Origin of the sequence: Mesorhizobium sp. 113-3-9, from assembly GCF_016756515.1 — a bacterium.
Taxonomy (GTDB): Bacteria; Pseudomonadota; Alphaproteobacteria; order Rhizobiales; family Rhizobiaceae; genus Mesorhizobium.
In genome coordinates this window covers 5100373-5117373 of the sequence record NZ_AP023246.1, presented here as the reverse complement: position 1 = coordinate 5117373, position 17001 = coordinate 5100373, and the positions used below count along the sequence as shown (strand labels likewise).

Annotated in this window: 14 protein-coding genes and 1 tRNA gene; 10 read left to right on the top strand and 5 right to left on the bottom strand. The window is 61.7% G+C overall.

Annotated elements, in window-relative coordinates; translation table 11 throughout:
• The first annotated feature begins 247 nt into the window (after positions 1–247).
• From clpP to MesoLj_RS25100, 4 genes are all read left to right on the top strand, one after another.
• On the top strand, positions 248–877 hold the full coding sequence (gene clpP, locus MesoLj_RS25115) for an ATP-dependent Clp endopeptidase proteolytic subunit ClpP (protein WP_056562366.1): 630 nt from the start codon (positions 248–250) through the stop codon (positions 875–877).
• Positions 878–1172: 295 nt separating this feature from the next.
• The gene (gene clpX, locus MesoLj_RS25110) at positions 1173–2447 is read left to right on the top strand and encodes an ATP-dependent Clp protease ATP-binding subunit ClpX (protein WP_023759839.1); all 1275 of its coding nucleotides are present in this window, start codon (positions 1173–1175) and stop codon (positions 2445–2447) included.
• 273 nt (positions 2448–2720) lie between these two features.
• A complete protein-coding gene (lon, locus tag MesoLj_RS25105; RefSeq protein ID WP_140767873.1) occupies positions 2721–5132 on the top strand; it encodes an endopeptidase La in 2412 nt (803 codons plus the stop codon).
• Positions 5133–5430: 298 nt separating this feature from the next.
• Positions 5431–5703, top strand: a complete 273-nt coding sequence (locus MesoLj_RS25100; RefSeq protein WP_006201846.1) for an HU family DNA-binding protein — start codon at positions 5431–5433, stop codon at positions 5701–5703.
• A gap of 88 nt (positions 5704–5791) precedes the next feature.
• On the opposite strand, the gene MesoLj_RS25095 is transcribed toward MesoLj_RS25100, so the two are convergent.
• Entirely contained in the window at positions 5792–6814 is a 1023-nt protein-coding gene (locus MesoLj_RS25095; protein WP_202322926.1) for an aldo/keto reductase, read from the bottom strand.
• Positions 6815–6918: 104 nt separating this feature from the next.
• On the opposite strand from MesoLj_RS25095, the gene MesoLj_RS25090 reads away from it, so the two are divergent.
• Both MesoLj_RS25090 and MesoLj_RS25085 read left to right on the top strand, forming a co-directional pair.
• Positions 6919–7545, top strand: coding sequence for an SIS domain-containing protein (locus MesoLj_RS25090; RefSeq protein WP_202322925.1), 627 nt, complete (start codon positions 6919–6921; stop codon positions 7543–7545).
• Positions 7546–7548: 3 nt separating this feature from the next.
• The gene (locus MesoLj_RS25085) at positions 7549–8292 is read left to right on the top strand and encodes a creatininase family protein (RefSeq protein ID WP_202322924.1); all 744 of its coding nucleotides are present in this window, start codon (positions 7549–7551) and stop codon (positions 8290–8292) included.
• 114 nt (positions 8293–8406) lie between these two features.
• Here MesoLj_RS25085 and MesoLj_RS25080 read toward each other — a convergent pair whose 3' ends face one another.
• From MesoLj_RS25080 to MesoLj_RS25070, 3 genes are all read right to left on the bottom strand, one after another.
• Complete coding sequence (locus tag MesoLj_RS25080) at positions 8407–9324, bottom strand: carbohydrate ABC transporter permease (protein WP_056562348.1); 918 nt, start codon at positions 9322–9324, stop codon at positions 8407–8409.
• Positions 9325–9335: 11 nt separating this feature from the next.
• Positions 9336–10457, bottom strand: a complete 1122-nt coding sequence (locus MesoLj_RS25075) for a carbohydrate ABC transporter permease (RefSeq protein WP_140767870.1) — start codon at positions 10455–10457, stop codon at positions 9336–9338.
• A gap of 96 nt (positions 10458–10553) precedes the next feature.
• Positions 10554–12221: an ABC transporter substrate-binding protein gene (locus MesoLj_RS25070; protein WP_140767869.1), complete on the bottom strand. Its 1668-nt coding sequence runs from the start codon at positions 12219–12221 to the stop codon at positions 10554–10556.
• A gap of 286 nt (positions 12222–12507) precedes the next feature.
• Between MesoLj_RS25070 and MesoLj_RS25065 the strand changes: the two genes are divergently transcribed.
• The 4 genes from MesoLj_RS25065 (at position 12508) to MesoLj_RS25045 (ending at position 16230) form a co-directional block, all read left to right on the top strand.
• Positions 12508–13563 (top strand): ABC transporter ATP-binding protein, encoded by a 1056-nt coding sequence (locus tag MesoLj_RS25065; protein ID WP_202322923.1) that lies wholly within the window; start codon positions 12508–12510, stop codon positions 13561–13563.
• A 27-nt stretch (positions 13564–13590) separates the two neighbouring features.
• On the top strand, positions 13591–14043 hold the full coding sequence (locus tag MesoLj_RS25060; RefSeq protein WP_140767867.1) for an RbsD/FucU family protein: 453 nt from the start codon (positions 13591–13593) through the stop codon (positions 14041–14043).
• 28 nt (positions 14044–14071) lie between these two features.
• Positions 14072–14992, top strand: coding sequence for a ribokinase (gene rbsK, locus MesoLj_RS25055; RefSeq protein WP_244735158.1), 921 nt, complete (start codon positions 14072–14074; stop codon positions 14990–14992).
• A gap of 551 nt (positions 14993–15543) precedes the next feature.
• A complete protein-coding gene (locus MesoLj_RS25045) occupies positions 15544–16230 on the top strand; it encodes a GNAT family N-acetyltransferase (RefSeq protein WP_202322921.1) in 687 nt (228 codons plus the stop codon).
• A 660-nt stretch (positions 16231–16890) separates the two neighbouring features.
• On the opposite strand, the gene MesoLj_RS25040 is transcribed toward MesoLj_RS25045, so the two are convergent.
• A tRNA-Asp gene (locus MesoLj_RS25040) sits at positions 16891–16967 on the bottom strand.
• Positions 16968–17001: the final 34 nt, after the last annotated feature.

Sequence of the window (17001 nt, the reverse complement as noted above, 5' to 3'; positions counted from 1 at the left end):
AGTGACGCGGTTAAGAAATTGCTACGCACCGGCGGCTTGGCTGTGCGGCATGGTGCGTTGGAGGCCGTCACCGTGACGAATCCTTGGCCGTAAAGCTTGATTCGACTTACCCAGATGGCTAGGACGGGTCGGCCTTGCACAAGGATGAGCCGGCATCCTATCTACGGAACAACGATCCAGAACCGATTCTGCCCGATCTGCCGGCATTCCCGGCGCCGGAATCCCACCGCGAGATAAGAGATATCAGATGAAGAACCCCGTCGAAACCTACATGAACCTCGTTCCGATGGTGGTCGAACAGACCAATCGCGGCGAGCGGGCCTACGACATCTTCTCGCGCCTCCTCAAGGAGCGCATTATTTTCATCACCGGTCCGGTCGAGGACGGCATGGCGACGCTGGTTTGCGCGCAGCTCCTGTTCCTCGAAGCCGAGAATCCGAAGAAGGAAATCAACCTTTACATCAATTCGCCAGGCGGCGTCGTCACCTCTGGCATGGCGATCTACGACACCATGCAGTTCATCAAGCCGGCCGTGTCGACGCTCTGCATCGGCCAGGCGGCCTCGATGGGCTCGCTGCTTTTGACCGCCGGCCACAAGGACATGCGCTTCGCCACGCCGAATGCCCGCATCATGGTTCACCAGCCGTCCGGCGGCTTCCAGGGTCAGGCCTCCGACATCGAGCGCCATGCCATGGATATCGTCAAGCTGAAGCGCCGTCTCAACGAGGTCTACGTCAAGCACACCGGCAAGAGCTACGAAGAGATTGAACGCACGCTAGACCGCGATCATTTCATGACCGCCGACGAAGCCAAGGATTTCGGCCTCATCGACAAGGTCATTTCGTCGCGCGAACCGGCCGAAGGCGCCGTGGCATAAGGGCTTGGTGGCAGTTGGATGGCACCATCACGCGCTTTTGGTGCCTCTTGCGGCATTTCGGCCACAATTGGCTGTTCCCTCGACGGTCGGGATTGCCTACGTTAAGGCTATGTTGATTTTCGACGGCTTAGCTTTGTGTGGGGTTGCTGCGAATCATTGCCACGTTTTCTGATTTGTGTTTCGTACGGAATACGTTGCGGGAGCCGGGATACTGGCGGCGGCGGATTCCCGCGATAAATAGGGTATGCGCCCTTTCAGCCAGACCATCGGCGGGCGGCCATGAAAGGACAGGAAAATGAGCAAGGTCGGCAACAACAGCGGTGACTCGAAGAACACGCTTTATTGCTCGTTTTGCGGCAAAAGCCAGCATGAGGTGCGCAAGCTGATCGCCGGTCCGACGGTCTTCATCTGCGACGAATGCGTCGAGCTCTGCATGGACATCATCCGTGAGGAGAACAAGACCTCGATGGTGAAGTCGCGCGAGGGCGTGCCGACACCGCAGGAGATCCTCAAGGTTCTCGACGACTATGTCATCGGCCAGCCCTACGCCAAGCGCGTGCTGTCGGTGGCGGTCCACAACCACTACAAGCGCCTCGCCCATGCCGGCAAGAACAACGATGTCGAGCTGGCCAAGTCCAACATCCTGCTGATCGGTCCGACCGGTTGCGGCAAGACGCTGCTTGCGCAGACGCTGGCCCGCATCATCGACGTGCCCTTCACCATGGCGGATGCCACGACGCTGACCGAAGCCGGTTATGTCGGCGAGGACGTCGAGAACATCATCCTGAAGCTGTTGCAGTCGGCCGACTACAATGTCGAGCGCGCCCAGCGCGGTATCGTCTACATCGACGAGATCGACAAGATTTCGCGCAAGTCCGATAATCCCTCGATCACCCGCGACGTGTCGGGCGAGGGCGTGCAGCAGGCACTGTTGAAGATCATGGAAGGCACGGTCGCCTCCGTGCCGCCGCAGGGCGGCAGGAAGCATCCGCAGCAGGAATTCCTGCAGGTCGACACCGCCAACATCCTGTTCATCTGCGGCGGTGCCTTCGCCGGGCTGGACAAGATCATCTCGGATCGCGGCCGCAAGACCTCGATCGGCTTCGGCGCTATTGTTGCCTCGCCCGAGGATCGCCGCACCGGCGATGTCTTCCGCCTGGTCGAGCCCGAGGATCTGCTGAAGTTCGGCCTCATTCCGGAGTTCGTCGGCCGTCTGCCGGTTCTGGCGACGCTGGAGGATCTCGACGAGCCGGCGCTGATCCAGATCCTGACCGAGCCGAAGAACGCGCTGGTCAAGCAGTATCAGCGGCTGTTCGAGATGGAAAATGTCGACCTGACCTTCCACGAGAACGCCCTGTCGGCGATCGCCAAGCGCGCCATCGAGCGCAAGACCGGCGCGCGCGGCTTGCGTTCGATCATGGAAGCGATCCTGCTCGACACCATGTTCGAACTGCCCGCGCTCGAAGGCGTGCGCGAAGTGGTGATTTCGGAGGAAGTGGTGACCGGCAGCGCCCGGCCGCTCTATATCTATTCCGAACAGAAGGAAAAGAAGGGCAACGTCAGTGCCTGACATGGCACTTCACCCTATATTTTTATGGAACGGCGCCGTTGCGGCGCCGTTTTGCTGTGAAGGGCACGCGACTTCGGCGATGGAGTGGATTGCGGACGATGTTAACTCTTGATCTTTGCCCCGCCTGCATCCACCTAACACCAGAAGGCCGAGGTGCCCGATTTCTGTGCTGTAAAACTCCCGTCACAAACGGTGGTAGGCGGAACGATCCCCGGTCGTTAATATAAGATTCGCGGTTGGCCTGATGGCGACCGCGACATGAAAGGTTGGACAATGGCCAAAATATCCAAGGCTCCCAGCGACGGCGTCTACGCAGTCCTCCCGCTGCGCGACATCGTGGTGTTCCCGCACATGATCGTTCCGCTCTTTGTCGGACGCGAAAAGTCGATCAAGGCGCTGGAAGAGGTGATGGGTCAGGAGAAGCAGATCCTGCTTGCCACCCAGATGAATGCCGCCGATGACGATCCCGAGCCCGATGCGATCTTCGACATCGGCACGCTCGCCAATGTGCTGCAATTGCTGAAGCTGCCCGACGGCACCGTCAAGGTTCTGGTCGAGGGCGCCTCGCGTGCGAAAATCGTCTCCTTCACCGACCGTCCCGACTTCCACGAGGCCCGCGCCGCGGCGCTGGTCGAGCCGGAGGAGGAAGAGGTCGAGGTCGAGGCGCTGGCCCGCTCGGTCGTCACCGACTTCGAGAACTACGTCAAGCTGAACAAGAAGATCTCGCCTGAAGTGGTGGGTGCCGCCAGCCAGATCGACGACTATTCCAAGCTCGCCGATACTGTTGCCTCGCATCTCGCCATCAAGATCCCCGAAAAGCAGGAAATGCTGGCCACGCTCTCGGTCAAGGAGCGGCTGGAAAAGGCGATGGGCTTCATGGAAGCCGAAATCTCCGTCTTGCAGGTGGAGAAGCGCATCCGCTCGCGTGTCAAGCGCCAGATGGAGAAGACGCAGCGCGAATACTACCTCAACGAGCAGATGAAGGCGATCCAGAAGGAGCTCGGCGAAGGCGAGGACGGCCGCGACGAGGCCGCCGAGATCGAGGCGCGCATCAAGAAGACCAAGCTCTCCAAGGAAGCCCGCGAAAAGGCGGAAGCCGAGTTGAAGAAGCTGAGGACGATGTCGCCGATGTCGGCGGAATCGACCGTCGTGCGCAACTACCTCGATTGGCTGCTGTCGATCCCGTGGGGCAAGAACTCCAAGGTCAAGCAGGATCTGGCCTATGCCCAGAACGTGCTCGATACCGATCACTTCGGCCTCGACAAGGTCAAGGACCGCATCGTCGAGTACCTGGCCGTGCAGAGCCGTCAGAAGAAGCTGAAGGGGCCGATCCTGTGCCTCGTCGGCCCTCCCGGCGTCGGCAAGACCTCGCTCGGCAAGTCGATCGCCAAGGCGACCGGTCGCGAATTCATCCGCATGGCGCTCGGCGGCGTGCGTGACGAAGCCGAGATCCGTGGCCACCGGCGCACCTATATCGGCTCGATGCCCGGCAAGGTCATCCAGTCGATGAAGAAGGCGAAGAAGTCCAACCCGCTCTTCCTGCTCGATGAGATCGACAAGATGGGCCAGGACTTCCGTGGCGATCCGTCGTCGGCGCTGCTCGAGGTGCTCGACCCCGAACAGAACTCGACGTTCATGGACCATTACCTCGAGGTCGAATACGACCTGTCGAGCGTGATGTTCGTGACGACGGCGAACACGCTGAACATCCCTGCGCCCTTGATGGACCGCATGGAGATCATCCGTATCGCCGGCTACACCGAGGACGAGAAGATCGAGATCGCCAAGCGGCACCTGATGCCGAAGGTGATCCGCGATCACGCGCTGCAGCCGAAGGAGTTCTCCGTCGGCGAGGATGCGATCCGCGCCATCATCCAGACCTACACCCGCGAAGCGGGCGTCCGGAGCCTGGAGCGCGAGCTGATGAAGCTCGGGCGCAAGGCGGTGACCGAGATCCTGAAGACGAAGAAGAAGACGGTGAACATCACGGCGGCGAACCTCGCCGACTACCTTGGTGTCCAGCGCTTCCGCTTCGGCCAGGTCGAGGCTGACGATCAGGTCGGCGTCGTTACCGGGCTTGCCTGGACGGAAGTCGGCGGCGAACTGCTGACGATCGAAGGCGTCATGATGCCCGGCAAGGGTCGCATGACGGTGACGGGCAACCTGCGCGACGTGATGAAGGAATCGATTTCGGCGGCGGCCTCCTATGTCCGCTCGCGGGCCATCGATTTCGGCATCGAGCCGCCGCTGTTCGACAAGCGCGACATCCACGTGCACTTGCCGGAAGGCGCCACGCCCAAGGACGGTCCGTCCGCCGGTGCTGCCATGGCGACAGCCATCGTGTCGGTGCTGACGGGCATTCCGGTCCGGGCCGATGTGGCGATGACTGGCGAGATAACGCTTCGCGGCCGCATCTTGCCGATCGGCGGCCTCAAGGAGAAGCTGCTCGCCGCTCTGCGCGGCGGCATCAAGAAGGTGCTGATCCCGGAAGACAACGCCAAGGATCTGGCGGAGATTCCGGACAACGTGAAGAACGGCATGGAGATCATTCCGGTCTCACGCGTCGGTGAGGTGTTGCGCCACGCGCTGGTGCGTATGCCGGAGCCGATCGAATGGGTCGAACCGGTCAATCCTCCGGCCTCGACGGACAGTGCCGATGATGCTGGAAAGTCGCTTGCACATTAGAGCGCCGCGCGTCCGATTGGACGCGTAAAGGACGCTCTAACACTGCAGACTTGCGCATGGTCTTTCCGAAAACCGGCTACGGTTTTCGGGGCCATGCGTTAGAAATTTCTAAGGTTGCAGCGCACAAACAGAAAGCCGGGCCTCGCGCCCGGCTTTTTCATGTGAAAAACCCCGGATTTCCGGGCTTTTTCCCACTTTTTCCTGCCTTTTCGACTTGGTTGCGGGAACGCTTCTTTCTAAAGTCCGTTTCCTGCCGGATGAGTCGTTAGTTCCGGTGTTCTCATGGAAGGGAATTTTTATGAACAAGAACGAACTGGTGTCCGCTGTCGCCGACGCCGCGAGCATTTCGAAGGGTGACGCGCAGTCGGCGGTCGATGCGGTGTTTTCCGTAATCACCGGCGAACTGAAGAAGGGCGGCGATGTCCGGCTTGTCGGCTTTGGCAATTTCACCGTGTCAAAGCGTGCGGCCTCGACTGGCCGCAACCCCCAGACCGGCGCCGAAGTGAAGATCCCGGCACGCACCGTGCCGAAGTTTTCGGCCGGCAAAGGCCTCAAGGACGCCGTCAACTAAACGCGTTTTTCTTTTTCAGAGACCAGAAAAGCCGGGCTTGCCTCGGCTTTTCTTTTTTGTGCCCGACGCCGACGCGAATGGCCCCCGCTTATGCGGTCGGCGCATCGGCGCTCATCAGGCCTTCCTTCTTGAGGTCGGCCCAAAGGGCTGCTGGCAGTTTCGCGTCGAGCAGCGTCCGGTTGCTTTCGACTTCGCTCGGCCGCTGGCCGCCGGGGATCACCGAGACGACCGAGGGATGCAGCAACGGAAACTGCAGCGCCGCCTCGATCAGCCTGACGCCATGGCGTTTGCAGACAGCCTCGATGCCGGCGACCCGCTCGAGAATGTCCTTCGGCGCTTCGGAGTAATTGTAGTAGGCGCCGGGTTTCGGTCCCGTCGCCAGGATGCCGGAATTGTAGGGTCCGCCGAGAACGATGCCGATGCCGCGTTTCTGGCAGAGCGGCAGGAAGGATGTCAGCGCTTCCTGTTCGAGCAGCGTGTAGCGCCCGGCAAGCAGGAACAGGTCGAAATCGCCGCGCTCGGCCAGCGTCTGGGCAACCTGCCATTCGTTGATGCCGCCGCCGAACGCCTTGATGACGCCCTGGTCGCGCAGCGACAGCAGCCCGTAATAGCCCGAGCGCATGAATTCCTCGATGCGCTGGTCGGACGCCTCCTTGCTGCCATGGGTGAAGATGTCAACATCGTGCACGAACAGTATGTCTATCCGGTCGACGCCAAGCCGCTCGAGCGAGGCCTCGAATGAGCGCATCACGCCGTCATAGCTGTAATCGTACACCTCGCGGCGCGACGGCGTGTCGAAGAACTTGCCGATGCCCGTGCGCTGCTCGGGCGGGCAGGCGCGCATCAGCCGGCCGACCTTGCTCGACAGCACATAGTCGTCGCGCTTCTTGCCGCGCAGGAAGGGATTGAGGCGCGTTTCAGACAGGCCGAGCCCATAGAGCGGCGCGGTGTCGTAGTAGCGGCAGCCGGTCGCCCAGGCGGCATCCAGCGTGGCATTGGCATCCTCGTCCGAAACGGTGCGGTAGAGATTGCCGAGCGGTGCCGTGCCGAAGCCGAGCTCGGTGAAGGTGATGCCGCCATTGCCGGTGCGGTCGAAATGCCGTGTCTTCATGTCCTGCAGTTTCCCGGGTTGATTTGTCTGACATGACACTATCACGCCTGTGATCAGGCAAAAGCGTTGCGCGGCGTTGGACACGCATTTTCGCGGTTGCTAGCATGAACCAGATCAAGCTGTTCGTGAAAAAATTCCCGGACGATTTCGAGGGTGGATTTGCCGTGAGCGGCCGGAACGAAAACCTGTTCAAGACCGCGCTCGATGAGCTCGGCGGCGTGCTGGCACGTGTGGATGAAGGCAGCATCGACGCCGCCTGCAAGCTGCTGGCCGATGCAGGGCAAATCGTCGTCTATGGCTGCGGCCGCGAGGCCTTGCAGGTCAAGGGTTTCGCCATGCGGCTCTACCATCTCGGCCTGCCTGTCTCGGTGGTCGGCGACATGACCACGCCGCCGCTGGGTCCAGGCGATGTTTTCCTGTCCAGTTCCGGGCCGGGAGAAACCTCGACAGTGCTGACCTTGATGCAGGTTGCGCGCAACGCCGGCGCGACCAATCTGCTGCTGACCGCCCAGGCCGGCGGCAGTGCCGCGGGACTGGCCGACACCACGCTGCTCATCCCGGCCCAGACCATGGCCGATGACCAGGGTCCGCAAAAGACTTCGGTCCTGCCGATGGGCTCGGTGTTCGAAGGCGCCCTGTTCCTGCTGTTCGAGGTGATGGTGCTGAAACTCAAATCCCTGACCGGTGCGTCGCCGCAAGCCATGCGCGCGCGCCACACCAACATGGAATAGACCATGCGTTATGAACTGATGCTGCCACACCAGATCCGCAAGGCGATCGCGCAGAATTGGCCGGTCGCGCTGCCGCTTGGCGTGCTCGAATACCATGGCGAGCACATGGCTGTCGGCATGGACACGCTGGCCGTCATCAAGACGCTGGAGCTGTTCGAGAAGGAGAGGGACGTCGTCATCCTGCCGCCCTTCTACTACGGCGCGGCGAGTTACGCGGTGGCGCCGCCGGAAGGCACTGGTTCGGTGCAGGTCGGCGGCAATCAACTGGCCCCATTCGGCGAGGAGCTGTTCTACAGCCTGCTGCGCATCGGCTTCCGCAACATCCACGCCATCGTCCATCACCAGACCGAGAATTTTGCCGCTGGCATGCCGACCGATCTCGCCTTCAAGACCGCCGGCCGTCAGGCGATCTTCCGTTTTCTGGAGAAGCAGCGCGGCGAGGGCTGGTGGGGTTCCGAGACGATGGCCGACTATTATGCCGGACATGCCGAGGGGGAAAACTTCTTCAACTGGGTGCAGGTGCATCCGTTGATGCCGGCCGCCATGAACGGCAGGTACCCGTTCGACCATGCGGGCATCGGCGAGACATCGCTGATGCTGGCGCTATGCCTTGAAGCTGTCGATGCCGCCCGCTTCGCCGACAATACCGGCTGGTATACGGCTGGTGCCAAGGACGCCTCGGCGGAACTCGGCCAAAAGGGCGTCGCCATGATCATGGATCACCTGCGGTCCATCCTGAAGGCCTAATCACGGGTTTTCAGCCGTTCCGCCCGGTAGGTCCGACCCTGCCAGGCGATCGGCATGACACCCTTGCCTAGCGGTCATGGCCTTTGTGGCCAACGCGGATATTGCGCCTCGAGCCTATTTCACCGCGCCCGCAGTCATGCCCATGATCAGATAGCGCTCCAGCGCGATGCCGATGACCGCCAGCGGCGCAATCGCCGCGGTGGCGAGCGCCGCCATCGACCACCAGTTGATGCCTTGCGAGCCGGTCTGGCTCGCCACCATGACGGGAATGGTCTTGGCGTCGGTCGAGGTCAGCAGCGCGGCGAAGAAATACTCGTTCCAGCATAGCACCATCGCCAGGATGAAGGCGGCGACCATGCCTGGCAGCGCGATCGGCATGACGATGCGGAAAAACGCGCCCCAGATCGACAGGCCATCGACGAGGGCTGCTTCCTCCAGCTCGACGGGGATGGAGTTGAACTGGTCGCGCATGATCCAGATGACGATCGGCAGCACCATCAGCGTATAGAGCAGGATCAGCCCGACGCGCGTGTCGAGCAGGCCGACTTCCCGATAGAGCACCAGGAAGGGCAGGGCGAGCACCACGGGCGGCAGGATCAGCTGCGACAGGAAGAAGAAGGAGATGTCCTCGTTCCTGAACCAGGCGAATTTGTAGCGGTAGCGCGTCAGGCCGTAGGCGGCGAGGCTGCCGATGACGATGGCGAGGCTCGATGCGCCGACCGAGGTGATGACCGAGTTCATGAAGCGCTTGAAGAACTCATCGCGCACCGTGGAGGTCTGGAAGATCGAATCCGGCGACAGGCCGAGCGAACGCCAGCCCTTCCAGTCCGGCCAGAAGTCGACGAAGGGGATGAGATGGCCTTGCGTGACGTCGACCGCCGATTTGAACGAGGTCGTTATCGTCCAGTAGATCGGGAACAGGCAGATGAAGGCCCAGAAGACGAGCGCCCCATAGATGAAGACGCGGCTGGTGATGAAGCTCGCCGGAGAGCGGATTTCGGAGACGGTATAGTCGGTGGTCTGAACGCTCATGATCCGGCCACTCAGTTGACGTTGCGCACGAAGCGGTTGGCGAGCTTCAGCAGCCAGGTCACGAACACGACGATGATGACGAGATAGGCCATTGCCAGCATGGTGCCGTAGCCGACATTCGAACGGTCGCGGTATTCGCGGTAGATGAAGCTCGACACGGAATCGGTCGCGCCGCCCGGGCCGCCCGATGTCACCGTGATGATGATGTCGGCAAGCTTCAGCTTGAAGATGATGCGCAGGATCACCGCCGTCACCGAAACCGGCAGCATCAGCGGGAAGGTGACCTGCCAGAAGGTCTGCCATGCGGTCGCGCCGTCAACGCGCGCCGCCTCCAGCACCTCGCGCGACATGGCCTGCAGGCCGGCCAGCAGCATGATCATCATGAAGGGAATGAAGGTCCAGGCGTCGAGCAGCATGATCGAGATGCGCGCTGTGATCGGATCGGAGAAAAAGGCGGGATTATCCCAGCCAAGATGGCGCGCCAGCGTCGCCGCCGGCCCGAACCGGTATTCCATCAGCGATTTGCCGATCATCCAGGATACCGCGACCGGCGACAGCATCAGCGGCATCAGGAAGACGACGCGGAAGAATTTTCGCGCCCGGATCTGTGCGTTGAGCAACAGCGCCAAGCCGAAGGCGATGACATATTCGACCAGCACCGCCAGCACATAGAGCACCATGTTGAACAGTGCATTGCGGTAGTAGGGGTCACCAAGCATCTGCCAGAAATTGTCGAGCCCGTTGAACCTGCGGCCACTGAAGGAGGAGAGGTTCCAGTCGGTGAGCGCGATGTAGAAGCCGAACAGCGTCGGGAAGATCACCATGGCGATGGTGAACAGCAGCGCCGGCAACAGGAACAGCGCGCGCTGCCCGTCCTCGCCGCGCGTCAGCACCTGGCCGATGCCGAGCGCCACGCCCCATAGCACATAGGCGTAGACGACGGGACGCCATGTCTCGAAGCCGATCGTGTCGACTTCGCTCTTGTAGAGGATCTGTACCAGGATCGTTGCCAGGAGGCCGAACGTGGCCAGCGCCATCAGCGCCCAGCCAAGGCGTTTGCGGCCTGGCGGGATCAGGTCGGATGGGACGGCGTTTGCCGGCCAATCATTGGTGGGCAAAATCTGGTCAGCCACGCGTCTCGTCCGGTTGCAGAAGGCACTTCGCGACCGGCGTACCGGTCAAGACAGGGTCCGGCGGCTCTCGTCGCCGGACCCAGGTTCAGGCTCTGATCAGGCCAGGCCGAGCGAGGCCTTGTAGAGCTTGATCTGCTTTTCGCGGCCGATCTGGTCGGTCAGCTTCTCCCAGGCCGCGGCAATGGCGTCGGCGCCTTCCTGCGCCTTCATCTTGCCGGCGAAGGTATTGGCCAGAATGTCCTCGGCGGCGGAATAATACTGGAAGATGCCGGGGATGCGTGGCTCGATCGCCGCATTCGGATGGTTGTAGCTGTCGCCTTCCGACTTGAGGTACGAGGTGATGAAGGCCTCGTCGTAGCCGGCCGCCACCCATTCCGGAATGTCGAAATGGGAATTGCGGTAGGGCTGGAAGCCGGACGGATACATCGCCGTCCAGATCGACAGGTCCTTGCCGCCGAGATGGGCGGCGGCGGACCATGCCGCTTTCTTCTTCTTCTCGTCGCTGTCGACGCGGGCCATCACGTAAACGCCCCAGCCGAGATAGGCGCAGTTCGGCGAGTAGTTCGGGCCGCTGGCGAGCTTTTCCCAGGCGCCGGTCTTGGAGTTGTAGACGTCGTCCGAACCCGGCAGGATCGAGAAGCCGGTGACGTCGCCGATGACAGAGGAATCATTGGTCTTGACGTTCGAGCCGACGTCACCCCACCACGGGATCATCGAGCCGGTGCCGGCCAGGAATTGCTGGAAGGCGGTGGTGTTCGGATCGGCGTTGATCTGGTCGGCGGGTTCGGACGGCAGCGCGTCGATCACGTCCTGGATGGCGCGCACCCAGGCCGGATTGTTGACGCGCGGCTTCATCGTGTCGGCGTCGAACAGCCAGGCCTTGTCGTCGGGATGCTTGGCATAGGCGGTGGCGCGGCTGCCGAGGAAGTAGAAGCCGAAACCGCCCCAGGGCTTGGGCGCATCGAGATAGCCGTAGACGTCCTGGCCCTTGAATTTCTTGCCCTTGAGGAACTTGGTCACGGCCTGCACCTGCTGCCAGGTCTTCGGCACGCCCCATTCGCCTTCACCACCGCCGTCCTTCCACTGCTTGGCGAGGTCGGCATCGGCGAACACGTCGGTGCGGTAGTTGAAATTGTGCGTGTCGCCGTCGATGGTCACGCGATACTGCTTGCCATCCCAGGTGCCGACCGGCGGCTTCAGATAATTGACCAGATCGTCGAAATCGATCTGCTTCTTGACCCAGTCGGGCATTTCCGAGGTCAGGCCCTTGCCGCAGACATCGCCCTCGAAGGGCGCGCCCATCTCGATAATGTCGAAGTCGACGGTCCCGGTGGCGATCGACTGCTGCAGGCGGGCGTTGTAGTCGGCCTGCGCCAGGTCGATCCAGCTGATCTTGGCGCCGGTATAGGCCTCCCATGGCTTCAGGAAGCCGCGGAACAGCACATTGTGCAGGTTCTGGTTGTTGAGGCCCATGAAGGTCAGCTCAACGCCGGCGAATTCGCCTTCCTTGACATTGGCCTTGGTCGCGTCGAGGCAGAGTTCGCCGACCTTCTGGAAATCGGCATCGGTCGGCTGGCCTTTGCCAACGCCGGGAATCTGCAGGATCTTCGAGCGAAGCTCGCTTGCCGCGGAGGCAGGACGCGTCAGTGCACCGAGCCCCGCGCCGGATGCCGCCGCGATCGCGGCCATGCTGGCCGCGCCCTTCAAGATGTCGCGCCTTGTGGCGCCGGCGCGGACCAGTTTATCGTAAAGACCTGTTCTCATCGACTATTCCTCCCAGAATATCAGTGTGAATGGATGTGGCCACCTGTCGGACGTTGGAGCGCAATTGTGCTCCAGGCTGGGCATTGAATTAGGCAGGACCCCACCCTGCGTCGATTGAAGTTCCCTGCGGATCGTTACCGACATTTGGACCAGCGCCCGCCACTATTCTCACAACCAAACGCCGTGTCAACGAGAACAGGTTTTTATCTATAAGAGACCGACTTGCCCTGGCAGGTCACGTTGGTTAGCTTCTGCGCCTACGGCCAGTGGGGCCGATGGGGGAGATATGGCTCAAGTCGCGATCAGCAAGGTGGCCAAGGCTTTTGGAACCGTCAAGGTTCTGCACGAAGTCAGCGTCGACATCGCTGACGGACAGTTCGTCGTGCTGGTCGGTCCTTCAGGTTGCGGCAAGTCCACGCTGCTCAGAATGGTGGCCGGGCTGGAGACCGTTTCCGGCGGCACGATCGCCATCGGCGACCGTGTCGTCAATCATCTGCCGCCGGCAAAACGCGACATCGCCATGGTGTTCCAGAACTACGCTCTCTATCCGCACAAGACGGTGGAGCAGAACATGGCCTTTGCCCTCAAGCTGCGGAAAACCGATCCGGCCGTGGTCGCCGAGCGGGTCAAGCGCGCCGCCGACATTCTCGATCTCAATCCCTATCTCAAGCGCTATCCCCGGCAGCTTTCGGGCGGCCAGCGTCAACGCGTGGCGATGGGGCGTGCCATCGTGCGCAATCCGCAAGTGTTCCTCTTCGATGAGCCGCTCTCGAACCTCGATGCCAAGCTGCGCGTGCAGATGCGAACCGAGATCAAGGAACTCCACCAGCGGCTGAAAACCACCACCATCTATGTCACCCACGACCAGATCGAGGCGATGACGATGGCCGACAAGATCGTCGTCATGCGCGACGGCCGCATCGAGCAGGTCGGCGCGCCGCTGGAGCTGTTCGACCGGCCGGCCAATTTGTTCGTCGCCGGTTTTATCGGCTCACCTTCGATGAACTTGCTCAAGGGTGTTCTGCGCAAGGGCGACAAGCCCGGCGTCGACATATCAGGTACATTGTTCCCGATTGGCGACAATGCCGCGCAGGACGTGCAGGCCGTCGTCTATGGCGTGCGCCCGGAGCATCTCGAGATCCATCCTGATGGCGTCCCGGCGAAGATTTCGGTGGTCGAGCCGACCGGGTCCGAAACGCTGGTATTCCTGCGTTTCGGCGACGGCGAGATGGTGGCCTTGTTTCGCGAGCGCCACGACTTCAAGCCGGGCGATACGCTCAAGCTCCGGCCCAGGCTCGACCATATCCACCTGTTCGACGCCGAGACCGGCAAGCGTCTCTGATCTCAAACGGACTTCACGAGGACCATCATGCTCAAAGGGATCCATCCGTTGCTCAATGCCGACGTGCTGCAGGCATTGCGGGCGATGGGACATGGCGACGACCTGATCATAGCCGACACCAATTTCCCGTCCGATTCGGTGGCGCGCCAGACGGCGCTCGGCCGCCTGTTGCGCATCGATGCCCCGGCGGCGCAAGTGGTGAAGGCGGTGCTGTCGCTCTACCCGCTGGATACGTTCGTCGACGACTCCGCGGCGCGCATGGAGATCGTCGGCAAGCCGGACGAGATTCCGCCCGTGCAGAAGGAAGTGCAAAAGGAAATCGACGCGGCCGAGGGCAAGTCCTGGCCGATGCTCCCGGTCGAGCGCTACGCCTTCTATGAGCGCGCCAAACGGGCCTATTGCGTGATCCAGACCGGCGAGCGCCGCTTTTACGGCTGCTTCGCCTTCCGCAAGGGCGTCGTGCCGCCGGACGCGGCGTAGCAGCATGGCCTCCAGCAAGCCAGTTGTCATGAAACCTGTCGTCGTCCTGGGCGTCTTCGTCGCCGATACCGCCTATCGCGCCGACCGCCAGCCGCGCATGGGCGAAACGATCCTCGGCAATTCGTTCAAGCTCGGGCCGGGCGGCAAGGGTTCGAACCAGGCGGTGGCCGCCGGCAAGCTCGGTGCCGATATCACTTTCCTGACTCGGCTTGGCGTCGATGCATTCGCCGACATGGCCAAGCGGACCTGGAAGGATGCCGGCGTGAAAAGCGCCGTCATCGATACGCCGGATAGCTACACGGGCGCCGCCTACATCTTTGTCGAGGAGGGAAGCGGCAACAACGCCATCATCGTCAGCCCTGGTGCGGCCATGCTGATTTCGCCGGCCGATATCGAGGTCAATGCCGATCTGATCGGCGGTGCCGGGGTCTTTGTCACGCAGCTCGAACAGCCGATCGACGCGGCGCTGAGGGCGCTGGAGATCGCGCGCGGGGCAGGGGTGACGACTATCCTCAACCCCGCTCCCGCGGCCAGGCTCCCCGACCGCATCTTTACGCTCTGCGACTATCTCACGCCGAACGAGACCGAGACTGAGGAATTGACGGGGCTGAAAGTCTCCTCGGTCGATGACGCCCGGGCCGCTGCCGGCAAGCTGCTGGAAAAGGGCGTCGGCGCCGTCATCGTCACGCTCGGTGACAAGGGCGCACTGCTGCACACCAGGGACCGCTCCGAGCATGTTCCCGCCATCAGCGCCGGGCCGGTGGTCGAAACCACGGGAGCCGGAGATGCCTTCAACGGCGGCTTCGCCGCCGCGCTTTCGCGAGGCGTGGAGCCGCTGCAAGCGGTGCGCTTCGCCTGCGCGGTCGCCGGCATTTCGGTGACGCGACCGGGCACAGCGCCGTCGATGCCGACACTGCGCGAGGTCGAGGCGCTGCTGGCCCGGAACTAGGATCGGTGTCGCCGATCGACTGTTGTCGTTGCCGCCAGCGGCCGTGCGCGAGAGAAGCGCCGGCCAATACCATCTGTTCTCGCTGCTCATGATGCCAACCACAACCGCCCGCAAGTTCATGATTAACAAATTGCGTAATTGCTAATTTAGTGGCAACTTAAATAACAGATGCGGGGCACGTGGATATCGATCTCGAACCGAAAGGTTGGGGGTGGGCGGGGCAATCGAGATGTACTTTCCGCAATTTCTGGTCGGAATGCTTGCAACGACAATCGGCATTTCGATCTGGGTTTACTTGGAGTCCGGGTCGATCTGGGCGTCGCTTGGTTGGGCGGTACTGACGTTGGTCGTCTTGCAGGTCGGCTACGTCTGCCTGGTCATTCGCCTGATTTCCAGGCGATCGGAGAAAACCTCGGAGGCACGGCCGGCTGTTGACCCCACAAGCCCCCTCTTATTCTGGCCTTTCCGAAAAGGTTGAGGCCGAATGCCCCATTGGGGTACCGTCCGAACCAGATTCCCTCCCTAAGGGCGCCAATCAGCGGTGACGGAGCATGGCTGAGCAAGAGAGATGGAAGGAACTGTCGAAAGCAGCCGGCAGTGCGAGCGTTCCCCGGCCGGTAACTTTGACCGGAGATCACATAAGTCTGGTTCCGCTCTGTCGCGAAGATGCCGATGATATCTTCCGGCTAACCCATGCCGGCGAACGCGACGAGATCTGGGCCGATATGAAAGTGGGACCGTTCGACGGGGTCGAATCTTTCCGGGCGCATGTCGGCGACCTGCTTGGCGACCAATCGCGCACATTTCTGACACTACGAACCGCCGCAGGGCCTGTTGGCTGGCTTTGCCTGATGGAGGCAAGGCCGGCACACAGGGTGATCGAACTGGGCTATATCCTCTTCGCACCGGCTCTACAAAGGACTGTCGCGGCCAGCGAGTCGCTGTTCCTCATCATGCGACACGTGTTCGACGATCTGGGTTATCGCCGCCTGGAATGGACCTGCACGACGGCCAACGCGAAATCCAGGCGAGCAGCCGATCGGCTGGGTTTCCTCTTCGAGGGCATATTGCGTGAAGGTCTCACCTTGAAAGGGCGCCCATGCGACATCTGCATGTATTCCCTCCTGGCGCGGGAATGGGTGGCTGCCAACGCCGCCTTCTTGATTTGGCTGCATCCCGACAATTTTGTCGATGGACGCCAGGTGCAGTCCCTGGAGCAGGTCAGGGTGCGGGTATGAAGGTCTTGGCGGTCCGATAATGTCCGCGCGGCCTCGAGGCCCGAAGGAGATGAAAAAGCTCCGCCAGTCCGCCGCTTGAAGGGAAGGGGGCTGGGCTCCCGACTACCGCGGCGGTCGCGTTCGCGGAAATGGAACGATCGTCAAGGGCGCCTTCTGAAATTCCGCGGCTGCGATCTCTTCAATCAGGACATCGAGCTTCGCGCGGACACTCCGGCTTGTCTCGTCGTTTCCGGATAGGCGGTTTTGCGCGCATTCGAGCAGCTCGCGCGCCGCTGCAAAGTCACTTTGCATCGCAACACCCAACTGTCGACCCAACGCGGAGTATGGTCGTCCCACTTAGTTGAGAGATCGCTAATGTAAATCTCTGCAATTTAGGGAACGGCGCCGGGCGTCTTGGAAGGGTGAATTGGAGTCCAGGCCATCAGCCCGATACTTATCTGGCACGACGGGAGTTTTTCGAATTGGGGAGACGGTTTGAGCCGCACCGCTGCGAATGACAATCGACTTCGGGTGCCTCGGTCCGCTTTGCGGTTGAGCCTCTCGACGAGGCTTTAACCTTCCGCTCTAGAACCTTCGGCCCCGGCTCTAAAGCAGGGCGCCCGGCGGCAGGAAAAGTTGAAACTTCTTATGCGCGACAAAGGCCAAGTCCTTGAAAAGACTTGGCGCGAGTGACGGGGCTCGAACCCGCGACCTCCGGCGTGACAGGCCGGCACTCTAACCAACTGAGCTACACCCGCGCATTGACGAGCACGTGTCAGCCGTGTTCGTCGT

What these genes read in the sequence shown, in the direction of transcription:
- MesoLj_RS25070 (WP_140767869.1), bottom strand. Translation starts at nt 12,221, where the DNA reads ATGAGAACAGGTCTTTACGATAAACTGGTCCGCGCCGGCGCCACAAGG.
- MesoLj_RS25100 (WP_006201846.1), top strand. Translation starts at nt 5,431, where the DNA reads ATGAACAAGAACGAACTGGTGTCCGCTGTCGCCGACGCCGCGAGCATT.
- MesoLj_RS25080 (WP_056562348.1), bottom strand. Translation starts at nt 9,324, where the DNA reads ATGAGCGTTCAGACCACCGACTATACCGTCTCCGAAATCCGCTCTCCG.
- MesoLj_RS25090 (WP_202322925.1), top strand. Translation starts at nt 6,919, where the DNA reads ATGAACCAGATCAAGCTGTTCGTGAAAAAATTCCCGGACGATTTCGAG.
- MesoLj_RS25065 (WP_202322923.1), top strand. Translation starts at nt 12,508, where the DNA reads ATGGCTCAAGTCGCGATCAGCAAGGTGGCCAAGGCTTTTGGAACCGTC.
- rbsK (WP_244735158.1), top strand. Translation starts at nt 14,072, where the DNA reads ATGAAACCTGTCGTCGTCCTGGGCGTCTTCGTCGCCGATACCGCCTAT.
- MesoLj_RS25095 (WP_202322926.1), bottom strand. Translation starts at nt 6,814, where the DNA reads ATGAAGACACGGCATTTCGACCGCACCGGCAATGGCGGCATCACCTTC.
- clpP (WP_056562366.1), top strand. Translation starts at nt 248, where the DNA reads ATGAAGAACCCCGTCGAAACCTACATGAACCTCGTTCCGATGGTGGTC.
- MesoLj_RS25085 (WP_202322924.1), top strand. Translation starts at nt 7,549, where the DNA reads ATGCGTTATGAACTGATGCTGCCACACCAGATCCGCAAGGCGATCGCG.
- MesoLj_RS25045 (WP_202322921.1), top strand. Translation starts at nt 15,544, where the DNA reads ATGGCTGAGCAAGAGAGATGGAAGGAACTGTCGAAAGCAGCCGGCAGT.
- clpX (WP_023759839.1), top strand. Translation starts at nt 1,173, where the DNA reads ATGAGCAAGGTCGGCAACAACAGCGGTGACTCGAAGAACACGCTTTAT.
- MesoLj_RS25060 (WP_140767867.1), top strand. Translation starts at nt 13,591, where the DNA reads ATGCTCAAAGGGATCCATCCGTTGCTCAATGCCGACGTGCTGCAGGCA.
- lon (WP_140767873.1), top strand. Translation starts at nt 2,721, where the DNA reads ATGGCCAAAATATCCAAGGCTCCCAGCGACGGCGTCTACGCAGTCCTC.